This is a genomic window from Microbacterium sp. BR1 (assembly GCF_002812725.1).
In the GTDB taxonomy this organism is placed as follows: Bacteria; Actinomycetota; Actinomycetes; order Actinomycetales; family Microbacteriaceae; genus Microbacterium.
The window spans coordinates 267,128-287,771 of the sequence record NZ_NMUN01000009.1 but is presented as its reverse complement, the minus strand read 5'-3'; the positions used below and the strand labels follow the sequence as shown (position 1 = coordinate 287,771).

18 protein-coding genes are annotated in these 20,644 nt (G+C 66.4%); 8 read left to right on the top strand and 10 right to left on the bottom strand.

What is annotated here, in order from left to right; genetic code table 11:
- Nucleotides 1-2: 2 nt before the first annotated feature.
- From CGU35_RS15520 to CGU35_RS18290, 3 genes are read right to left on the bottom strand one after another with little or no spacing between them, the layout of a single operon-like run.
- Nucleotides 3-1,175, bottom strand: coding sequence for a glycosyltransferase family 4 protein (locus CGU35_RS15520; RefSeq protein WP_181003464.1), 1,173 nt, complete (start codon nt 1,173-1,175; stop codon nt 3-5).
- A complete protein-coding gene (locus CGU35_RS15515) occupies nt 1,172-2,302 on the bottom strand; it encodes a glycosyltransferase family 4 protein (RefSeq protein ID WP_157814024.1) in 1,131 nt (376 codons plus the stop codon). The genes CGU35_RS15520 and CGU35_RS15515 overlap by 4 nt, the downstream gene beginning before the upstream one ends.
- Nucleotides 2,299-3,150: a hypothetical protein gene (locus tag CGU35_RS18290; protein WP_157814023.1), complete on the bottom strand. Its 852-nt coding sequence runs from the start codon at nt 3,148-3,150 to the stop codon at nt 2,299-2,301. Before CGU35_RS18290 ends, CGU35_RS15515 begins: the two co-directional genes overlap by 4 nt.
- Before the next feature lie 192 nt (nt 3,151-3,342).
- On the opposite strand from CGU35_RS18290, the gene CGU35_RS15510 reads away from it, so the two are divergent.
- The 4 genes from CGU35_RS15510 (at nt 3,343) to CGU35_RS15495 (ending at nt 7,548) form a co-directional block, all read left to right on the top strand.
- Nucleotides 3,343-4,551 carry an ABC transporter ATP-binding protein gene (locus CGU35_RS15510; protein ID WP_100812370.1) on the top strand — a complete coding sequence of 403 codons (1,209 nt, stop codon included), beginning with the start codon at nt 3,343-3,345 and terminating at the stop codon, nt 4,549-4,551.
- On the top strand, nt 4,551-5,369 hold the full coding sequence (locus tag CGU35_RS15505) for an ABC transporter permease (protein ID WP_036298092.1): 819 nt from the start codon (nt 4,551-4,553) through the stop codon (nt 5,367-5,369). Before CGU35_RS15510 ends, CGU35_RS15505 begins: the two co-directional genes overlap by 1 nt.
- Nucleotides 5,370-5,377: 8 nt before the next feature.
- The gene (locus CGU35_RS15500; protein WP_103663411.1) at nt 5,378-6,424 is read left to right on the top strand and encodes a glycosyltransferase family 4 protein; all 1,047 of its coding nucleotides are present in this window, start codon (nt 5,378-5,380) and stop codon (nt 6,422-6,424) included.
- Between the two features lie 224 nt (nt 6,425-6,648).
- Nucleotides 6,649-7,548, top strand: coding sequence for a GT-D fold domain-containing glycosyltransferase (locus tag CGU35_RS15495; protein ID WP_157814022.1), 900 nt, complete (start codon nt 6,649-6,651; stop codon nt 7,546-7,548).
- Between the two features lie 51 nt (nt 7,549-7,599).
- Here the strand turns inward: CGU35_RS15495 and CGU35_RS18285 are convergent, their stop codons facing one another.
- The 6 genes from CGU35_RS18285 to CGU35_RS15470 form a co-directional block, all read right to left on the bottom strand.
- On the bottom strand, nt 7,600-8,535 hold the full coding sequence (locus CGU35_RS18285) for a glycosyltransferase family 2 protein (RefSeq protein ID WP_157814021.1): 936 nt from the start codon (nt 8,533-8,535) through the stop codon (nt 7,600-7,602).
- Nucleotides 8,532-9,998, bottom strand: coding sequence for a hypothetical protein (locus CGU35_RS18280; protein ID WP_157814020.1), 1,467 nt, complete (start codon nt 9,996-9,998; stop codon nt 8,532-8,534). The genes CGU35_RS18285 and CGU35_RS18280 overlap by 4 nt, the downstream gene beginning before the upstream one ends.
- A gap of 76 nt (nt 9,999-10,074) precedes the next feature.
- Nucleotides 10,075-11,553, bottom strand: a complete 1,479-nt coding sequence (locus tag CGU35_RS15485) for a hypothetical protein (RefSeq protein ID WP_100812367.1) — start codon at nt 11,551-11,553, stop codon at nt 10,075-10,077.
- Between the two features lie 91 nt (nt 11,554-11,644).
- Nucleotides 11,645-12,811 (bottom strand): GNAT family N-acetyltransferase, encoded by a 1,167-nt coding sequence (locus CGU35_RS15480; protein ID WP_100812366.1) that lies wholly within the window; start codon nt 12,809-12,811, stop codon nt 11,645-11,647.
- A 40-nt stretch (nt 12,812-12,851) separates the two neighbouring features.
- Nucleotides 12,852-14,111 carry a GNAT family N-acetyltransferase gene (locus CGU35_RS15475; protein WP_146048061.1) on the bottom strand — a complete coding sequence of 420 codons (1,260 nt, stop codon included), beginning with the start codon at nt 14,109-14,111 and terminating at the stop codon, nt 12,852-12,854.
- Nucleotides 14,112-14,362: 251 nt separating this feature from the next.
- Nucleotides 14,363-14,968: an acyltransferase gene (locus CGU35_RS15470; RefSeq protein ID WP_100812364.1), complete on the bottom strand. Its 606-nt coding sequence runs from the start codon at nt 14,966-14,968 to the stop codon at nt 14,363-14,365.
- A 115-nt stretch (nt 14,969-15,083) separates the two neighbouring features.
- Between CGU35_RS15470 and CGU35_RS15465 the strand changes: the two genes are divergently transcribed.
- Genes CGU35_RS15465 through CGU35_RS15455 form a run of 3 tightly spaced genes read left to right on the top strand, consistent with a single transcriptional unit; the run spans nt 15,084 to nt 18,267 of the window.
- Nucleotides 15,084-16,142, top strand: coding sequence for a Gfo/Idh/MocA family protein (locus CGU35_RS15465; RefSeq protein ID WP_232711345.1), 1,059 nt, complete (start codon nt 15,084-15,086; stop codon nt 16,140-16,142).
- Nucleotides 16,139-17,140: an SDR family NAD(P)-dependent oxidoreductase gene (locus CGU35_RS15460; protein ID WP_100812362.1), complete on the top strand. Its 1,002-nt coding sequence runs from the start codon at nt 16,139-16,141 to the stop codon at nt 17,138-17,140. The genes CGU35_RS15465 and CGU35_RS15460 overlap by 4 nt, the downstream gene beginning before the upstream one ends.
- On the top strand, nt 17,137-18,267 hold the full coding sequence (locus CGU35_RS15455) for a DegT/DnrJ/EryC1/StrS family aminotransferase (RefSeq protein ID WP_100812431.1): 1,131 nt from the start codon (nt 17,137-17,139) through the stop codon (nt 18,265-18,267). Before CGU35_RS15460 ends, CGU35_RS15455 begins: the two co-directional genes overlap by 4 nt.
- Here CGU35_RS15455 and CGU35_RS15450 read toward each other — a convergent pair.
- Nucleotides 18,264-19,166, bottom strand: coding sequence for a glycoside hydrolase family 16 protein (locus tag CGU35_RS15450; RefSeq protein WP_146048060.1), 903 nt, complete (start codon nt 19,164-19,166; stop codon nt 18,264-18,266). The genes CGU35_RS15455 and CGU35_RS15450 overlap by 4 nt on opposite strands.
- Nucleotides 19,167-19,494: 328 nt before the next feature.
- Here CGU35_RS15450 and CGU35_RS15445 point away from each other — a divergent pair, with 328 nt between their 5' ends.
- A complete protein-coding gene (locus CGU35_RS15445) occupies nt 19,495-20,601 on the top strand; it encodes a DegT/DnrJ/EryC1/StrS family aminotransferase (RefSeq protein ID WP_100812360.1) in 1,107 nt (368 codons plus the stop codon).
- Nucleotides 20,602-20,644 lie beyond the last annotated feature (43 nt).

Sequence of the window (20,644 nt, the reverse complement as noted above, 5' to 3'; positions counted from 1 at the left end):
CCTCATGTCGGCTCGACGATCGTTCCCGGGTCGTGCCGCAGCAGAGTCGTCAGCGCGCCCGCCGCGACATCCCAGGTGAAACGAGCGGCCTGCGCCGTTGCGGCCTCTTTCGCGGCGTCCAGCATGTCCTGGTCGGTCGCCAGCGACTCGAGCGCGCGTGCGACGCTCGTCGCGTCCGGTTCGACGATGATCGCCGCGTCCCCGACCCATTCGGCGACACCCCCGAGCGGAACAGCGACGACAGCGCACCCGGAAGCCATCGCCTCGAGCCCTGCCATGAGGAACGGGTCGGGAACCAGGGGGAGGACGCAGGCGACGTCGAACGCGCGCAGTGCCTCCGGAACGTCGTGTGCGGGCATCCAGCCGGTGAACGTGCCGCCGGCGCGGCCCACGGCGTCCTCCAGCGCCCGCATGTAGTCATCCACGGCGCTCTCGTCGTAGCCGAACGTGCGCCGACCACCGATGATGGTCAGCGAGATGTCCGTGCGACCGGCGGCGCGAAGCGCGGCCACGGCCTCAGCCGCCACCAGAAAGCCCTTGTTGGGGTCTATCCGCCCATGGCAGACGACGCGCATCGGACCGGGCGCGCGCTCCGACGGCCCCGGGTGGAAACGGGCGGTGTCGACACCGTTGTGGATCACGGAGATGCGAGCGGGATCGAGCTCCTGCTGCTCGGCGGTCCACCGGCGCACGGCATCGCTCACCGCGACGATCCGGACCGTCGCGGGCAGGTCGCGCAGGGCCCTCGCCGGGGCACCCACGAGATAGTTGTGCAGCCAGAGCACAACGGTGCGCCCCGGATGATGCCGTGCCAACAGCCCGGCGAACTGAGGGTCGTTGGCTACGACGACCGCGTCGGGATTCGTGTCGGTGAGGATCTGCGCGACCTCTCGCAGATACCGTGGTCGCCACGCGCCGTGTGCTCGCCGGATACGTCCGCACGCGGCGTACCACGCCCGTCGGGCGATCGGGAGGTCGCCGGTACCGGCCAGCCAGTCGACTCGGCCATCCGAATACGGAGTTGGTGATTGCGAGCGTGGGCTGATCACCGATGTCGATGTGTGCTGCCGATCGAGAGCTATCACCAGTTCACGGGTGACGGTCGCGATCGCACCGCCCGACGTGGAGTAGCGCTCATCCTCCGGAAGTACGAACGTGATGTCGATAGGCGTCACGGTCCGCCCCTCAGCGTCTCCCACGTCTGCTGCCACGAAAGCTCGTTCGCACGCTCGCGCGCGCGTGACGCGAGATCCGCCCGTCGCTGGGGGTCGTCCAGCAGTGCACTCAGCACGCGCGCCAACGCGGACGGGTCCTCGCGGGGGAACAGCACACCGGCATCCATGACGAGCTCCGGCGAGCCGCCGGTTGCACTGACGACGACAGCTCTTCCGAGAGCCAGACCTTCGAGAGTGGTCAAACCGAACGGTTCATCCCACCGCGAGGGGACGACGTGGATGTCCGTCGCCGCGATCGCACCGGGAACGCTCTTGCGAGGGAGGTGGCCCAGGCGAACGACCTCGATTCCCGCGTGCTTCAGCTCCTCGGCCTGCGCGTCGATCAGCCGGCTGTACGGGCCCCCGTCCGACCGACCCCAGTTGGTGTCCCCGACAAGCTGGACTCGGAAGTCGCGGCGGGACTCCGCGATTTCCAGACAGGCGGCCAGCAGGACATCGACGCCCTTCTCGACCGCCACTCGTCCCACGAAGCCGATGGTCGTGAGATTACCGGTCGGCAAGGGAACGGCTTCGCTGAACGAAGCACCGTTCAAGACGTGCGAGACGCTCAACGGCGTCAACCCATACGCTGCCTCGACCGCGCGTGCGAGATACCGGCTGACCGCCACCGATCGGATGTTGCTCGCGGCGAATCTCCGCCGGAATCGGTCTCCTGCGAGTTCCAGATTGTGGAACCAGTGCACGACGTGTGCGGAGGGAAACGCGCGGGCGAGGGCGACCGCGACCTCCGGATCGTTGTTCACGATGATCTGCCGCGCGTTGAGCACGCGCAGCGCCGCACGGACATCGCGGGCGTATTCGCGCTGGTCCGGGCGGGCCCAACCGTCGACGCGGCGGCGCGCGCGTCGGATCTGTTCTCGGACGCGGCCGTGCGGACCGCTCTTCGAGGGCACGTAGACGAGGGGGTAGCCGGTGATGGGTGATCCGGGCCCTTTGCGCGAGATCACGGTTGGCGCATCCTCACCGGCTACGCGAACGACTTCCAGGATGCAGGTCGCGATGGCGCCACTGTGCGATGTCGTGTATGTCTCGCGGCTGTTGTTCACGATGACCGTGCCGCTGCTCAATCGAACTCTCCCCGCCAGTAGCGCTGCTGTGGGGGAAGCGAAGTCAATCGGAATCGTTCGGTGGGTTTCGCGAAGGGCGTCGCGACGACGGCGGCGATGGGGTGATCCTGTCGAGTGCGCCATCGCGCCAGCTCGCGCGCGTAGTAGTCGGCGTGCGCCGACCATGCGGACTTGCGCTCCATGTAGTCCTGGCTGCGCACCCGCGAATAGTGCCGGATGCCGGCCTCGACCGGGATCACGCGATGCACGACGGCGTCACGGGCGTGGAGGGGGCTTGTCGAATCGGGACGGAAGTCCGTTCGGTACAGCGCGACCTCCGCCTGACGTGCATGGACGAGTCGGCTGCCTGCGCGGACGGCCATCGGCGCCGGGTAGTGCGCGTAGGGACGCCACCACCTTGTCGATGTCTCGAGGAGTCGGCCGCTGCTCGATCGACCCATGAAGTAGCGAGACGGGTAGTCGAGGCCGCCGGCACCATGTCTCTCGGCCTCCTCTATGCAGGCGACGAAGGTCTCCAGATTCCCGACGACCTCGTCGCTGTCGAGCTGGATGACCCAGTCGGCGTCAGCGGATGCCCGTCGGAGCGCCTGGGATCGCTGAAGTGTCTCGGCCTCGAGCGCGTGAATATCGGGTCGGGCGAATGACCCGGGTACGAAGTCGAGCTTGCCTGCGGAATCGATACGGCGTAGTCGTCGCAAGCACTCCTCGACGGGGATGGGTCCGCCTGACCACGATGTGGCGTTCTCGTCGTACGAGACGACGAGGCGATCCACGACGTCGTAGTAGGACAGGACGCTCTCCTCGATCCACCAGGGGTCGGCGGCGAGGACGTATCCCGTCAGACGCACGTACTCTCCTCGGTGTGATGTGTGATCTCGCGCTCGCGCTCGGCCACACGCACATCGTATGCCTCGCCGTGGAAACGTGCCCGTCGCGGATCCCGGAGGAATCGATGCACCTCGTGCGATGCTATCGTTGATCGGCGTGCGCTCAGGTTGCTCCGGGGCCGCGGTGGCATCTTATTGGGGGATCAGAGCCGAATGGTTGACAGCGCGATCACTGTGTCCGACCTGTCGAAGTCGTACCGCATTCAGGTGGCGGGTGAACATGTCGACCGCATCACGACCGCGGTCATCAACCGCATCCGTCATCCGCTGACGCGGACGCACTTCGAGGACTTCGAGGCGCTGCGGGACATGTCTTTCGAGATCCCGTGGGGCGAAGCCGTCGGCATCGTTGGTCGCAACGGAGCAGGCAAGAGCACGCTGCTGAAGCTGCTCACCCGGATCACCGCGCCGACCGGCGGCATCATCGACCTCGGAGGACGAGTCGGCTCGCTGCTCGAGGTCGGAACCGGCTTCTCCGGGGAGCTGACGGGACGCGAGAACATCTATCAGAACGGCGCTCTGCTGGGCATGGGCCGCAAGGAGATCAAGCGTCGGTTCGACGAGATCGTCGACTTCTCGGGGGTTGAGAAGTTCCTGGACGTACCGGTGAAGCGCTACTCGTCGGGCATGTACGTGCGACTCGCCTTCTCGGTCGCGGCGCACCTCGACACCGAGATTCTCGCCATCGACGAGGTTCTCGCCGTGGGCGACGCCGAATTCCAAGCCAAGTCGCTCGCGAAGATGCGCGACGTCGCGCGTGACGGTCGCACAGTGCTCTACGTGAGCCATCAGATGAACACCGTGACGGCGCTCTGCACCTCGGCGATGTTCCTCGACAAGGGCACGCTCGGGTATTACGGCACCGTGGACGGGGCGATCAAGCACTATCGCGACACGTTCGAGAAGTTCCAGCTCGAACAGTTGGATGCGCACAAGCGTCCAGGTTCCGGACAGCTACGCCTTTCGCGCGTCGCCGTGACCGAGCAGACGCAAGAGCCTGACGACGACAAGGTCATCGAGTTCACCGTCGGGCGCAACGTGGATGTGGTCGGTAAGTACTTCGTGTCGGCGCACATCACCGACGTCAACGGTGCGGTCGTCGTGCAGTGCGATTCCCGCCTGACCGGCCAGTGGTTCGATCCGTCGGACGAGCAGTCGGGCGTGCTCCGGATCAAGAACCTGTGGCTCAAGCCCGGTCGGTACACCGTCGACGTGTTCGTCTGCCAGTCGGGCGTCTTCGACGCATGGGAAGGTGCCGACGTCATCGAGGTGATCGAGCACAGTCCGTATCCTGAGCTCACCACCGATGACGCCCTTGCGCACGGCATGGTGCTCGCCGACTTTGAGTACGAGGCCCGTTGATGAACCGCACGATCGTCACGCCTCCGGGCAAGTTCAACATGCCGAACTGGCGCGAGCTCTGGGCGGCGCGCGAGATCGCCTTCCGGTTCGGCCAGAAGGATATCCTGCTCCGCTACCGCCAGACGGCGGTGGGCGTCGCCTGGGTCTTCGTGCAGCCCCTCGTATCGGCCGGTGTCTTCACGATCGTCTTCGGCGGTATCGCCCAACTGCCCAGCGGCGGAGTGCCCTACTTCATCTTCGCCTTCGCCGGGCAGCTGGGCTGGAACCTCTTCAGTAACATCGCAAACGGTGCGGCATCGTCTCTCGTCGCCAACCAGTCGCTCGTTTCCAAGGTGTTCTTCCCCCGGCTGATCGTGCCGTTGTCCGGGCTGATCTCGATCATGCTCGACTTCCTCATAGCCTTCGGTCTCTTCGTCGTGCTGCTGTTCGCCTTCCAGATCAATCCCGGTTGGCCGATCCTCGCGCTTCCGCTGTGGGTACTGCTGACAGCGGTTCTCGCCATGGGAATCGGCCTCGCGGCTTCGGCGGGGATGGTCAAGTACCGCGACGTCGCATACTTCCTGCCCTGGGTCTTCCAGGTGCTCATGTATGGCTCGCCCATCGCGTATTCGCTCGAAGCCGTGCCGCCTGACCTCCTCTGGCTCTTCAATATCAACCCGATCACGTGGCTGATGGAGGGCTATCGCTGGTCGCTCCTCGGGCAGTCCGCCCCGGAACTCTGGCAGGTGTTGAGTCTCATCGGCGCCGCGCTCGTCAGCATCGTCGTGGGACTGATCATCTTCCAACGCGCGGAGCGTGCGTTCGCGGACATCATCTAGGCGCGCCGGTGGCGGCGGAGGGCGCTCCTTTGCGCATCGCGATGATCTCGTATTACCTGCCCAGCGGCAGCAAGATCGGCGTTGGCTATCAAGCCCACGAGTTGGCGAACGCCCTCGTCGCGAACGGGCACCATGTCGACATGTTCTCGGCTTGTCCGCCGGTCGATGGGGCGCTATACGGCCATCGTGAGATCAAGCTGTCGGGGAATCTCCAGACCTTTCGATTCGCGCGCGCGCTCCGGCGCGTCGATTTCGTTTCGTACGACGTGATCCACGCCCACGGCGACGACTACTGGTTGTGGCGCCGCCGCGTGCCCACCCATGTGCGCACCATGCACGGGACCGGGTTCGAGGAAGCCCTGCGCATCCCGGGGTTCAAAGAGAAGCTGCGGATGCTCCTGCTCGGACTGACCGAGGTGCTCGCTTCGCTCGTCGCGGACGCTACCGTCGCCGTTTCGCCGCAGACGAGACGATGGATGCCCTGGGTGCGGCGCGTCATCCCGAACGGTGTCGACACGGGGCGTTTCCGGCCAGACCCGGCGAGGCGGGGGGGCGCTCCCACCGTCCTCTTCGTTGGCACGTGGGGCAACCGCAAGCGCGGGAGCTCGCTCGCACAGGTGTTCCAGCGCGATGTCCTTCCCGCGCTCCCCGACGCCCGGCTCGAGATGGTCTGCCGTGACGCACCGGACGACCCCGGGCCGGGCATCACTGTGCTCGGGGAGCTGACGGATGCTGAGCTCGTCGAGGCGTATCAGCGGGCATGGGTGTTCTGTCTCCCGTCAGAGTACGAGGGGTTCGGCATTCCGTATGCCGAAGCGATGGCGTGCGGCGTGCCCGTGGTCGCGACACCCAACGTCGGTGCGCGGTATGTCACCGATGAGGGTCGGGCAGGCGTGCTCAGTGACCTCGATTCACTCGGTGGCGCGCTTCTTCGAGTGCTGACGGAGGACGACGAGCGCGCGAGACTCGCGGAGGTGAGCCGTGAGCGGTCGCAGGCATTCGCCCTCTCATCGGTTGTCGCGGCGTACGAGGCGGTCTACCGTCGGGAGCGCTGAGCCCGGCCCCTGGCTCGGAACCGCGGCGTCTCGCTCGGTTGGTCGATCGGATGCTGAATCATTCGTGGTGCGCGGGCGGATACGGTGTTCGTGCGTCACCGGAAGCATGCGCTCCGCCGTCGCTCGTGGCGGCAGGCCGCCCGTCCTTGTCATGGGATGATGGCGCGCGGGTGACGGGTGTGCGTACTCTATTGGCCGACTACTGGAGACGCGAGGGGAAGCCCGTGACGTACTACATTCTTCTGCTGCTGGCGAAGCTCATCCCCGGTAGCACTCGTCGACAGCGGTTCGTTGCGGCGGTGCGTCAGCGGTTCAGCGTGAGGGCTATCATCGACGCGGCCATAGCAGAGCAGCGCGCGTCACTCGAAACTCTGATCTACCGCACCCAGATGGCCGAGGCGCCTGTGACCATGACCGTAGACCAGACCCTGGATGCTCTGATCGAAGGCAAGTCGATCGCGCGCTTCGGCGCAGGGGATTTGTCGACGATGGATGGCTGGTTCGAGATGTTCCAGACCCCCGGGGTCGAGCTGACCCGACGACTGCGAGAGGTACTCGTCTCAGACGAGAGCGATCTGCTGGTCGCGATCCCGAGCTTCGCCTATGAACTGAGCCCCGAACTTCTCGAGGGCATGCGGGACTATTTCCTGCGCTGGGCACCCCACCTGCGCCGGATTCTGAATCCGTATCTGCGAACCAGCAAGAGGTACGCGGCCACGGAGGTGTCGCTGGGACACAGCACGTTTGGACCGGGGTTCGACCGTCGCGCCTACTTCGAGAGGTGTCGGCAGATCTGGGACGGCGCGCCGGTCGTCCTCATCCATGGCGAAGGCATCTTCGACGGCTTCACGCATGACATCTTCGACAACGCAGCCTCAGTGGATCACATCCTGGCACCGAGGCAGAACGCGTTCGACGAGTACGACGACATCCTGCGCCGCGCTTCGCTGGCGCCGAAGGAATGCCTCATGATCGCGATACTGGGCCCCACCGCGACCGTACTCGCCTACGATCTCCACCGCGCCGGCTACCGTGCCCTCGACCTCGGCCACATCGCCAAGTCCTACGAATGGTGGCGGAACGAAAGGACAGCGGCGACCGAGGAGTTCTTCGCCGCGGACTGAGGAGACGGACTCGCTGAATCCGCCGGCCGTTCCTGTCTGCAGCCGGTCTACCTATGCGCGCGTCTCGCGCAGTCTTTGAAGGATCGCGTCGGCCGGTGCGAGCGGCGCGAATCGCAGCGCCCAGAGCACGTCGGAGGCTGCTGATCCCCAGCGCCTCGCGCGTGCCTCCGCGCGTGCATGCCGGAGCGCTCCCCACCATGCATAACGGCCATTGGCGCGGAGGCTTTCGCGGTGCGCAGAGACGAGTGGTGCATCGCCGCCGGCTTGTGCGCGTCTGAGATGGGCGCGCACGATGCGGTGGATCGAGTGGGTGAGCTCTCGGTGGCGAGAGGTCGTGTTCGCTCCGTGCAATCGATAGTCGAAGAGCGTCTCGGGCGAAAACACGAAATCGCCACGCTCAGAGAGGCTCAGGACGAGATCGAGGTCTTCAGCGAGGCGCAGTTCGACGTCGAAGCCGCCGACCGCCTCGAAGTCGGCGCGACGGATCATTAGGTTGCCCAGCAGGATCCCGGTGCGCCGCCGCGCGACGTCGAATCGATCGCGCACGGCGGTCTGATCGGCCTCGATGAGCACGTTGTCGTCGGCATCGATGGTGCGCATGCCGCAATAGCACGCGACGGCATCGGGCGCGGACGTCAGCTGAGCCGCCTGCCGTGCGAGTCGTTCGGGGTGGGACAGGTCGTCGTCGTCGAAGAATACGAGCAGCTCTCCGCTCGCGGCGGCGGCTCCCGCATTCCTCGCCGCCGATACCCCGGCGGGAGCGTGACGTAGTATTCGCGCGGACGGCAGCGCGTTCGCGACGGCCGCGTCTATTGCGGAAGGATCTGGAGAACCGTCGTCGACGACTATCGTCTCTACACGCGGATGTGTCTGGACGGCCAGCGAGCCGAGGGCCGCGGACAGGAAGGGGCTCACGCGATTCGTTGCAACGACGACGCTCACGAGCGGCGCGTCAATTGCCGAAGAATCGACCGGTCCCCGGCTCACGATGGGGAGGGGACGCCTGTGGGAAGCTGCACGGGCCATCCCGCATCCCAGATCGGGGCGAAGCGGGGGCTGTCGAGAACTACCGACATGTGCCGAGTCCTCAGGTCGAGGGCATCGGACCGGCGGAACCATGCGTGGGCGAGACCGACCTGGATGTCGCGAAGGACCCGGCCGAACTCGGAGTCTGCGGGGACGTATCCCGTGCCGTAGATGTCGGAAGTGATGTCCCGCACTCTCATGAGAGTCTCGCGCACAGGCATACCGACGGTGTGAATCCACGCCGCCTCTTCGCTGGTGAACACCCCCGCGCGTTCCGTACGCACTCGATCTATGTACTGGGCGTAGCCGCGCAGGCCGAGGGCCAGCATGTCGAGGGAACTCATCGCATCGGCCAGGGCCGTGACATCGTGGGAGCCGGTGTTCACGCCTGCCTGGCGCTTCGAACGGACGAGCTGGAGGGTCAGGTCGACGAGGTGCTGCGCTGCCCCGACCATCACTCCCATGAACGGGAAGAAGTGTGCACCCGTGTCGCCCGTGATCTCGAAACTCCAGCCGCGCGGCACTTCTACGGGTCCGGTGAGTTCGTAGGAAGCGCTCCCCGATGACCGCAGGCCGAGCGGATTCCAGTCGTCGATCTGACGGAGCTTGTCTGAAGGCACCCAGACGCCGATCGCCTTGTGTACGCCGGTCGCTTTGTCGATCACGGGCTCGCCCGCTGCGTCGAAGACGTTTGCCCCCGCGAGCCATCGATCGGCATGGTAGCCGCCGCTTCCGAGCCGCCAGCGCGCCTGCTCGATCCGGTACATATCGGTGCCAGTCTCGATGGCGCGCGCGGGCGGAGTTGCCGAGAAGACGGTGGGGAGGTCCAGGCTCGGATACAGCTGGGTGAAGGACTCCTCATCGAGACGACCGGCGAGTTCGCTGTGAGAACTCAACCAGTGCACCACCCATGCCATCCCGGCGTCGATGCGCGCCACCTGTGACACCGCCTCGAGCCGGTCGGCGTAGGGCGCATCGAGTCCCCCTCGATTGGCCGGGAACGTCCAAAGGTAGACGCCGGTAGCCCGCAGAGCGCCGCCGGCGAGCGGTGTGGTTCGGCCGATTCGGTCGCTTTCGGGAACCTCCTGCCTGAGGAGGGGCTTGATCTTGTCCAGGTTGCGGAAGACCGCGGCGATCGACAGGGGCGCCTCAAGGCCGAGCGCGATGATGCGCGGATCGTCCCGCACGACGTCACCCTTCGGAACGGGCTCGTCGGCCGTGTTCGACCGTCCGGCCGACGCGCGTGGTGGCGTTGCGGGTGCTGCGGGCGGCACTGTGACCGGTGCCGACGTTCGGCGGGCTCGGGGACGACCGCGAAGTCGGCGGATCAAGAAATAGAACAATCCACCGCCCGCGATGAGCGCGAGGCAGAGCAGCGCCGAAACCATAGTCACGAGCAGAGCGAGGAGTTGGTCGGTGGTCACGAGCACCCTCTCCGTTCGCGGCGACGCGCTTGCGCGCGCCCCCGCGCCCCAGTCGCTTTGTATTCTTGCATGATCATCAACGGTTCTCCGCGGAGTCGGGCCCGTCGGCAGCGACACGCGGCCACGGGGAGTCCCACACGCCGGACGAGGTTGAGCCGGTGAGCACGCCGTGAACCCGCTCTCGCTTGCCGGGAGTGATGGTGAGACGGAAGAGCACGTGCGCCAGGATGACGTCGATGTCGCGAAGCGCACGCGCGAACTCAGACCCTGCCGGCACGTAGCGCGTGCCGCTGAGATCAGTGCTGATGCCCCGGATCTTCAGCAGTAGGTCGCGCACCGGCACGCCGGCGCTATGCACCCAGTTCGATTCGTCCACCGTCAGTGCGCGAGACGTGCGCGCTTCGCGTGCTCCGTCGATGTATGAGGCATACCCGCGAAGCCCCAGGACGAGCATGTCGAGAGACGCCAGTGCATCACCGAGCACGCTCGCGGCGTAGGCGTCCACGGGCTCGGTGCGCGGACCGCTCAAGGTCTCGACGGTGAGGTCGATGAGATGTTGAGCTACACCCATGGCGATACCGAAGAAGGGGAAACGGAATGGCCGCAGATCGCGAGTGTCGTTGTAGGTATGATGCCGCGGGATCTCGACGGCCTCGATCAGTTCATACGACGAGCTTCCCGATGAACGCACTCCGAGCGGATCCCAGTCATCGATCTGGCGCACCTTGTCCGCCGGCAGCCAGGCGCCGATGACCTTCTGCCAGCCCGTCTCTTCGTCGAGGACGGGATTGCCGGCGGCGTCCCACACTTTGGCCCCGCCGATCCATCGTTCCGCGTGATAGCCACCGCTGCCCAGCCGCCAGCGCGCGGGCTCGATGAGATACTTGTCGCCGGCGATCTCGATAGCGCGAGCGAACGGGACCGCCGAGTAGACGGTCGGCACGTCGGCAGTCGGATACAGGTAGGCGCATGCCTCGTCGTCGAGGTATGCGACGCAATCTCCGTGGCTGCTGAGGATGACCATCGTCCACGCCATCCCGGCGTCGATGCGCGCGACCTGCGAGGCTGCTTCGAGCCTGTCGGCATGCGATGCATCGAGACCGCCGCGCTCGGCGGGAAAGCACCACAGGAAGAGACCCGCCGATCGTAGAGCACGGCCCGCCAGTGGCGTGGTGCGAGCCATTCGGTCGCTCTCAGCAGCCTCGGCGCGCAACAGCGGCTTGATTTTCTCGAGGTTGCGGAACACCGCTTCGGTCGAGGTCGGCGCTTCTAGTCCCAGCGCGATGATTCGCGGGTCGTCGGCGGGTGCGTCGCCCCTCGGCACCGGTTCCGATGCCGGCCGTCCGCCGCCGCGCCCCGCGCCGCCGCTCCGATTTGACTCAGCCGCCGTCGCATCCGTCACCGGTGTTTTCCTGGATTCGCGTAGCGGACGCGGATGGGCCCGCCGCCAGCGTCGCCACAGCAGGATGCCGACGATCATCCCGCCCGCGAGCGCGACGAGCAGTAGCAATCCCACCATCAATGCGACCAGCGTTATGAGCGCATCGGTCGTCATTTCATCCTCCTCGTCGGCGGTGCGGCGCGTGCGGATTCACGAGCGTAGCCCCAGAGCCACATTCTGGCACCCGCGGCGGCCCGGTATCGCGTCACGTCTTCGGCTTCAGACGCCGCTGCAGACCGTTGAGCGCCCGCATTGCGAATCGGTCCGCCCTGCTCATCGCGATGAGCATCTTCCGCAGTAAGGGCGACTTCTCGGCTCGAGGAAGCAGCCGAACGGCAAGGGACGGTACGACGCCGATCCCGACGACGATGTCGGCGAACTCCCGACGATCGGGGAACACCTTCATCGCCTCATCGTCGGTGTAGTAGTAATAGCCGGGGTTCACCGCGTCGAGGCGCGGCAGATGCCGCAGATGGGCGCTTGCTGCGGTGCGTCCGAGCTTACCCGCAGAGAATTGGCCGTACTCGTGCTGATAGGCGTCGAGAATACCCAGCGCGACATTTCCCGACACCACGTAGACGTGCGAGTAGACGAGCTGCGCCCCAGCTCGCAGTTCCAGCACGATGAGGTCGCCGGAAGCGCGGAACGCGTCGGCTTTCCCCCGGAACGCCCGTTCGCGCTCGGGATCCAGCGCGACGGCGTAGCCGCCGTTGTCGCGATCTCCTTTCCATCCCGACGCCTGCATCGCGACGAAGCGGTCGATCGCCGCCGGATCGTCGCTCGCGTCGTGCAGCGATAGGGGACCGCCGCCCGCTTCGGCCAGTCGCCGCGCCGAACGACGGAGTTCCTTGCGGGAGCTGACACTGCGATGGTCGGGATCGGTCTGAGCGACGAAAACCCGTTCATCCGGCGCGTGTTGCCCTGGGTGGACATCCACCCATGGTGCGCTGTTCGTCGCGACGACGATCGCACCGAGCGCCGGTCGTCGCTGGAGCCTCTGCATTGCCTCGGCTAAGGGCCCGAAGGCGGGATAACCCTGCAAAGGGAGATAGCCGCTGTGCAGGAGTCGACGGACCCCCCGCGCGATCACGGTCAGAGCTTCGACGGCGTGAGCTCGATCCAGCAGGGGGTAGGGCGGGCCAAGGTCGGAGGGTTCGAGGGTGCCGTACGACGCGATAGGGAGCGTCGCGGACACGTTAATCGAGAACACCCGCACCAGGCCGAGCCATTCATCGTCCTCCTCGGCCACGACGAGAAGGTGGCCGCCGCTGCTTTCACGGTCGGGACGGAGGAATCGGGGATCGAGCGCAGCGTTGGGTTCGGCGGCGCGCTCCGCCAGCGCCGTCCAGCGCTCCCATTCGTCGTCGCTCACCTCCGCTAACCGCAGCAGTCTCGCCCGCACATCCGCCTCCTCAGGTCTTCGGTTTCAGTCTGTGACGTGCGGCGCCCACGACGCGCATCGCGAACTGGTCGGCTCGCGCCAGCGCGAGGAACACCTTTCGCGCAAGCGGCGACGCTTCCGCACGCGGCAAAACTCGCACGATGAGCGACGGCACGATGCCGACACCGATGACGACGTCGAGGAACTCTCGACGGTCGGGATAGATCGTCGCAGCATCGGGGTAGTAGTCGTAGATCCCCGGGCTCACGGCGACCAGCGGCGGCTGTCGATGGGATTCCGCCAGGTGAGCGTATGCTGCCGTTCGGCCCAGCTTGCCCGCGGAGAAGTCGCCGAACTCGTGCTGGTAGGCGTCGAGAAAGCCCTCGGCGATGGCTCCGGTGACCAAGTAGACCGACGCGTAGACGCACCGCTCACCTGCCCATAGCTCCAGGACGATGAGGTCGCCGTCGGCACGGAAAGCTGCAACCTTCTCACGGAACTTCAGCTCTACCTGCGCCTCGAGGGCTACTGCGGTTCCGCCGCGCTCGCGATCACCCTTCCATCCCGAGGCCTGCATTGCGATGAAGCGGTCGATCGCCGTAGGGTCATCGCTCGCGTCGCGCAGGGTGAGAGGGCCGCCGCCGGCCTCGGCGAGCCGCCGGGCCGCGCGGCGTAGCTTCTTCCGGGTGTCGGAGCCGTGATGATCGGGATCGATTCGGGCGGGAAAGGTGTTGGTATCCGTTGCCGACCCGGCGTGGTGCGAGGTCACCTCCGCCCACGCCGCCGCATGCGACCCGATGATGATCGCGCCCAGGACCGGTCCGCGGCGGATCTCCCGGAGCGCCTCTGCGAGCGGGCCGGATGCGGGATAGCCACGCAAGATCAAGAAGCCACCTCGCAGATGTCGGCGGACGCCACGCGCAATCGCCGCGAGGGCATCAACGGCGCGCGAGTGATCGAGGAGGGGATGGGATGCGCCGAAGAGCGGCGGATCCCATGTGCCGTATGTCGGGACGCTCATCGTCGAGGAGACGTCCATCGCGAAGACGCGCAGTAGTCCGTACCATTCGCCGTTCTCCTCCGCGACGACGAACAGGTAATCGACGTCACCGCCGGAACCCTGTTCCGGGGTGAGGAACCGAGGGTCAAGCGCGAGGTTGGGCTCGGACGCCCGCTCTGCAAGTGCTCGCCAGCACGCCCAGTCCGCTTCCGTCACCTCAGCGAGCCGCAACAGCATCGCCCGCACGCCCACCTCCTGGACAATGTGCCGATCCCGGGAGGTTCCCGACACGCACACGCCTAGTATGACGGCACGAACACGGTCGCATGGGTGAGTCGCAGCGGATGGTCGTTGTCTGGGTGTGGACGTGGTCTCGTCGCGCCCTCCAGAGGTCGTGGAAGCGAGACATGCCGCTTTGGCTCGTCGCGTTCGCTCGCGATGAGAGAGCCAGGCCGCCCGGAATCGCCCTCAGGGATCCTGTCCCAGACAGGACTCGGCAGGTTCCTGCTGTCGTCCCACCGATGCATCCGCTGCGCCGGGGGTCAGCCCTCCGCGTTCCGTAGAGCACCCCCCACTTCGCGGAAGCGCTCGCCCGAGCGAGGGCACACCCACTCGTCCCCCTGGCGCTCCAGCGGCGCGCCCGCACGACCGACCCAGCCGATACGCCGCGCGGGGACTCCCGCGACGAGGGCGAAGTCGGGGACGTCTTTCGTCACGACGGCGCCGGCGGCTACCAACGCCCAGCGCCCTACCGTGGCGGGCGCGACGACGACGGATCGGGCGCCGAGTGAGGCGCCTTCGCGTACGGTCACACCGACGGCCTCCCAGTCGCTGGCGTCCTTGAGAGATCCATCCGGGTTGACGGCTCGCGGATAGTAGTCATTGGTGAAGACGACGGCCGGTCCGATGAAGACCCCGTCCTCTAGGACGGCGGGTTCGTAGAGAAGCGCATAGTTCTGAACCTTGCATCGCCTGCCGAGTCGGGTGCCCGGGCCGATATAGGCCCCGCGGCCGATGACGCACTCCTCGCCGACGAGCGCGTTCTCACGTATCTGAGCCAGGTGCCAAATGACGCTGCCGGCGCCCACGACGGCGCGCTCATCGACGTCGGCGGAGGCGGCGACTCGAGGTTCGGGTAGGTTCGTCAAGTCTTCTCCAGGTCATGGCCGAAACGCAGGCCGACTATGGTCGCACACTATCGGAACGCGGCATCCCGTACCATGGGCGCGGGAGAGGGTCGATTCGATCCGGTCGGGGGGCTTCGTGGGCAACGGTCAGCTGGGTGTCGTCGTGGTGGGCGCGGGCTACTGGGGTCCGAACCTCGTGCGCAACTTCAATCTCGGCGATGACTGGCACGTCATTGCGGTGTGCGACCTCGATCTCGAACGCGCCGAGCGGCTCGCATCGACCACACGCACCGCAGTCGCGGTCAGCTCGATAGAAGAGGCCCTCGCGCTGGACGGCGTCGATGCTGTTGCGATCGCCACGCCGGCCCGCACGCACAAGCCGATCGCCCTCGCCGCTATTGCCGCGGGCAAGCACGTTCTCACCGAGAAGCCGCTCGCCGACAATGTCGAGAGCGGGGAGCAGATGGTCGCCGCGGCCGCGGCGGCGGGCGTGATTCTGATGGCCGATCACACGTTCTGCTACACGCCCGCCGTCCTGAAGATCGCCGAACTCATCCAGGCAGGTGAGCTCGGCGACATCACGTTCGTCGACTCGGTGCGAATCAACCATGGACTCGTCCAGCCGGACGTCGATGTGTTCTGGGATCTCGCGCCGCACGATCTCTCGATCCTCGACTTCATCCTGCCGGGAGGACTGCGACCCTCGGGCGTCTCGGCCCACGGCGGCGACCCACTGGGCCTCGGCAAGGCATGCGTCGGGTATCTCGTGATGCAGCTGGGAAATGGGGTCATCGCCCACGTCCACGCCAACTGGCTGAGCCCGACGAAGATCCGTCAACTCATCGTCGGAGGCACGCGTCGGACCCTGGTATGGGACGACCTCAACCCCACCCAGCGGGTGAGCATGTACGACCGCGGCATCGATTTCATCACGGCGACCGGTGACGCCGAGCGAGCTGCGGCTCAGGTGTCGTACCGTTACGGAGACACGTGGGTGCCGGCATTGCCCGAGAAAGAGGCACTCTCGCTGATGGTGGCCGAGTTCGCCGCGTCGATCCGCGAAGAACGCCCCCCGCGTACCGACGGCCTGGCGGCCCTTCGTGTGCTCAACGTCCTGGATGCGACCACGCGGAGCCTGGACGCAGGCAGCGCGCTGGTTACTGTCGACAGCGATATCAAGGAGAGTGTCGTATGACCGAACTCGCAGGCGCCAACGTCCTCGTCACGGGTGGAGCCGGCACAATCGGATCGACCCTGGTCGACCAGCTCCTCGACGCGGGGGTCGCTCACGTCGACGTTCTGGACAACCTCGTTCGTGGCCGGGTCGCGAACCTCGACGACGCGCTCGCGTCCGGCAGGGTCACCCTCATCGAAGGGGACGTTCGCGATCGCGACACGGTGCACGACACGGTGAGGGGGAAGGACGTCGTCTTCCATCAGGCGGCGATCCGCATCACGCAGTGCGCGGAGGAGCCCCGCCTGGCGCTCGAGACGATGGTTGATGCGACGTTCAACGTGCTCGAGGCGTCTGCGGAGCATGGGGTTGCCAAGCTCATCGCCGCCTCATCGGCGTCCGTGTACGGGATGGCGGAGTCTTTCCCCACCACAGAGCGTCATCATCCCTATAACAACGACACCTTCTACGGCGCGGCGAAAACCTTCAACGAAGGCATGACGAAGAGCTTCCGGGCGATGTACGGTCTCAACTACGTGCTGCTCCGCTACTTCAACGTGTACGGACCCCGAATGGATGTCCATGGGTTCTACACCGAGGTACTCGTGCGCTGGATGGAGCGCATCGCGGACGGCAAGCCGCCGATCATCTTCGGTGACGGAAGGCAGACGATGGACTTCGTCGTCAGCACCGATATCGCCCATGCGAACATCCTTGCCGCGCAGAGTGCCGTCGACGAGGGCGTCTACAACATCGCGAGCGGCACCGAGACAAGTCTTCTCGAGCTCGCCGAAATGCTCCTCAAGGTGATGGGCTCGGACCTTTCGGTCGAGTTCGGGCCCGCTCGCGGCGTGAACGATGTCGTGCGCCGTTTGGCAGATACGTCCTCGGCAGAACGTGACCTGGGATTCCGGGCCACGACCGACTTAGAGCAGGGCCTTCGTGAGCTCGTCGAGTGGTGGCGGCCGTTGCGGGACGAGATCTCGGCGGGACGCACGACCGCGAAGACCGGCGCATGAGTCGGATCAACGTCATGCGTCCCTGGCTGGGCGCGGAAGAGATCGCGGCGGTGACCGAGGTGATCGAGTCGGGTTGGGTCGCTCAGGGCCCGAAGGTCGCGGCATTCGAGGCTGCCTTCGCCGAGAAGCAGCAGGCGGCGCACGCCGTCGCCGTGTCGAACTGCACCACCGGCCTGCACCTGGCGCTCAAGGTCGCCGGCGTGGTCGCGGGGGACGACGTGGTGGTGCCGTCCTTCTCGTTCATCGCAACCGCGAACGCTCCCACGTACGTCGGAGCCAATCCGGTATTCGCCGACGTCGACCCGGTGACCGGAAACCTCACCGCGGCGACGGTCCGGGAAGCACTCACACCGAGCACCCGCGCCGTCATCGCCGTGGATCAGGGCGGCGTTCCCGTCGACATCGACGCGATCCGTGCCGTGTGTGACCCGCTCAGCATCGTCGTCGTCGAGGACGCCGCCTGCGGTGCGGGATCGACATACAAGGGCCGTCCCGTCGGTGCCGGCGCCGAGATCGCCGCGTGGTCGTTCCACCCGCGCAAGATCTTGACGACCGGCGAAGGCGGGATGATCACCACTTCGCGCGCCGATTGGGCGGATCGGGCACGCAAGCTCCGCGAGCATGCGATGAGCGCCTCGGCGGCCGCGCGCCATGCCAGCGTCGTGTCGCCCCCCGAGGAGTACACCGAGATCGGCTTCAACTTCCGCATGACCGATCTGCAGGCGGCGGTCGGGCTCGTCCAACTGGGGAGACTCGACGAGGTCGTTCAGCGTCGACGCGAGATCGCGGCGACCTATGCGAGCGCGATCTCCGAGATCGATGGCCTCCGCGCGGTCGCCGATCCTGAATATGGCACCGCCAACTTCCAGTCGTTCTGGGTCGAGGTGTGTAGCGAGTACCCGCTCACTCGAGAGGAACTGCTTGTCGCTCTGGGAGATGCCGACGTCTCGGCGCGTCGTGGCATCATGTCGACGCACCGGGAACCCGCCTACGACCACATCGACGTCGTGCTTCCGGTCACCGAGCGGCTCACGGACAACACCCTCATCCTGCCCGTATTCCATCAGATGACCGCCGTCGAGCAGGATCGCGTGATCGACGTTCTTCGCGGAGCCTCAGCGCGCTAGTCCGCCGGAGGTGGCAGCCACGACTGGGGTACCTCGTGAACCTCGGAGTCGTACACGCGGACATAGTCGACGAGATAGTCCGCGGGAAGCAGTTCATCGGCGATGCGCGGGTCTGGCCATCTCCCTCCGACGGCGATGTTCATGATGATGTGTGCCGGGTTGTCGAAGCTCCAGAGCTGGTCGGACTCGAGGTCCGCCTTGCGGATCACGCCGAGTGTTTGATCGTCGACTGAATAGGTCACCGAATCCGCCGTCCATTCGACGGCGTACACGTGCCAGTCTCCGCTCCAGCCCGCGGGGTTCGGATGCGACTCGACCCGACTCCAGGCAGAGCCGTCCTTCTTCGCACCGACGACCCCGTTGTTCAGATCACGGGCCTGATCGACGTACTCCATGAGGTCGAGTTCGCCCACGCCAGGCCAGCTGGCGTCCGGGGCGCTGAATGTACCGAGCATCCAGAACGCCGACCACAGGCCCGAGGCAGCCGGCACCGCGATGCGCGCCTCGATGCGACCATAGCGGAACGCGGCGTAAGTCATCAGCCGTGCCGAAGTGTAGTCCGACGAGGTGCCCGATGCATCGACGGAGGGCGCTTTCCTCGCCACGATGTGCAGGATGCCGTCGGCGACATAGGAGTTCTCGTCGGACGCGGTGTAGTTCTGCAACTCCTCGTTGCCCCATCCGCCCGCGCCCTCCATGCGCTTCCAGAGCGTCGACGGCGACCCTGGTGTGTCGAACTCCTCCGACCAGACGAGCCCCTCGCCGGCCTCGACAGGCTTCGTCGGCGAGCCCGCCGACGAAGACGGTGACGGCGCGCCGGTGTCCGGCGACGGTCGGCCGACCGCGGGCTGCGCCGAACAACCGCTCAGCAGCAACGCCGCCGCGGCAATCACGCTCACCGCCGATCTGGAGCGGGGCGACAAACGACGGTCACGCTCGCGCATACGGCCGGAGGGCGTAGCGGGCGTCCCTCTGGTCTCCCCCGGAACCATCGGATGGCACCCCGTCATCTATTCCGGCCGACCCGCCCACACGCTTCTTGGTCACCTGGTACCCCCTCGGATGCAATGGTACAAGCGTTCAAGACCTCACCGGCCTGCGCACGGAGGTGATGGAATCGGCTGGAGCGCAGTCGCATCATCGTGGACGTCGGTCGCAGCGCGAGGCAGTGGGGAAAGCGGCGGTAGTGTCGGTGTCAGACCGTCCTGGAAACGAGGAGTTGTCAGCATGACCGAACGGCGTACCGTCCCCTTGGTCGATCTGGGCTGGCAGACCGCCCGCATCCGTGCCGAGGCGGATGCGGCGATCGGGCGCGTCATCGACAGGTCGAGCTTCATCCTCGGCGACGACGCCGATGCCTTCGAGCGCGCCTTTGCGAGTTATAGCGGTGTCGAGCACTGCCTCGGCGTCGGCAACGGCACGGACGCCCTCGAACTCGCCCTCGAGGCTGCTCACATCGGAGAGGGCGATGAAGTCATCCTCCCGGCGAACACGTTCGCCGCGACCGCGGAGGCCGTTGCGCGGGTCGGCGCCGTGCCGGTGCTCGTCGACTGCACCGACGACTACCTGATCTCGGTAGAGGCCGTCGCCGACGCGCTGACGCCCCGCACGCGGATGGTGGCGGCGGTCCACCTCTACGGACAGGCGGCGCCGGTCGAGGCGCTGCGTGCGGTGGTGGGCGACGGGGTCCTCATTCTCGAAGACGCCGCGCAGTCGCAGGGCGCTCGGCGCTACGGCGAGATGGCCGGGAGCCTCGGCGATCTCGCAGGGACCAGCTTCTACCCGGGCAAGAACCTGGGTGCGTTCGGCGACGCGGGCGCGGTTCTGACGAACGACGGAGAGCTCGCCGATACCGTCCGAAAGCTGCGTAACCACGGGGGCGTAGCGAGGTACGAGCACAGTCTGCTGGGACGCAATTCACGACTCGACAGCATTCAGGCGGTTGTCCTGACGGCCAAACTCGCTCACCTCGACGAGTGGAACCGGTTGCGGCGTGAAGCCGCGAACGTATACGGCGAGTTGCTGGGCGGCGACGCGCGCATCCGGCTCCCCGGCGTCGCCGATGGCAACGAGCACGTCTTCCATCTGTATGTCGTCCGGGTATCCAACCGGGATCGCATGCTCGCGGGACTCTCGGACGCCGGGATCGGCGCGGGCATCCACTACCCCAGGCCCATCCACCTGCTGCCTGCCTTCGGGTTCCTCGCGCAGGGCCCGGGCAGCTTCCTGCGAGCCGAGGCGTTCGCCGACGAGATCGTGAGCCTGCCGATGTATCCGGGCATCACGGTCGAAGATCAGCAATACGTCGCGGAGACCGTGCTCGCGCTGCTCTAGACGACGTGCTTCGCGCGCGGATGCTAACGAACGGCGCGCCGTG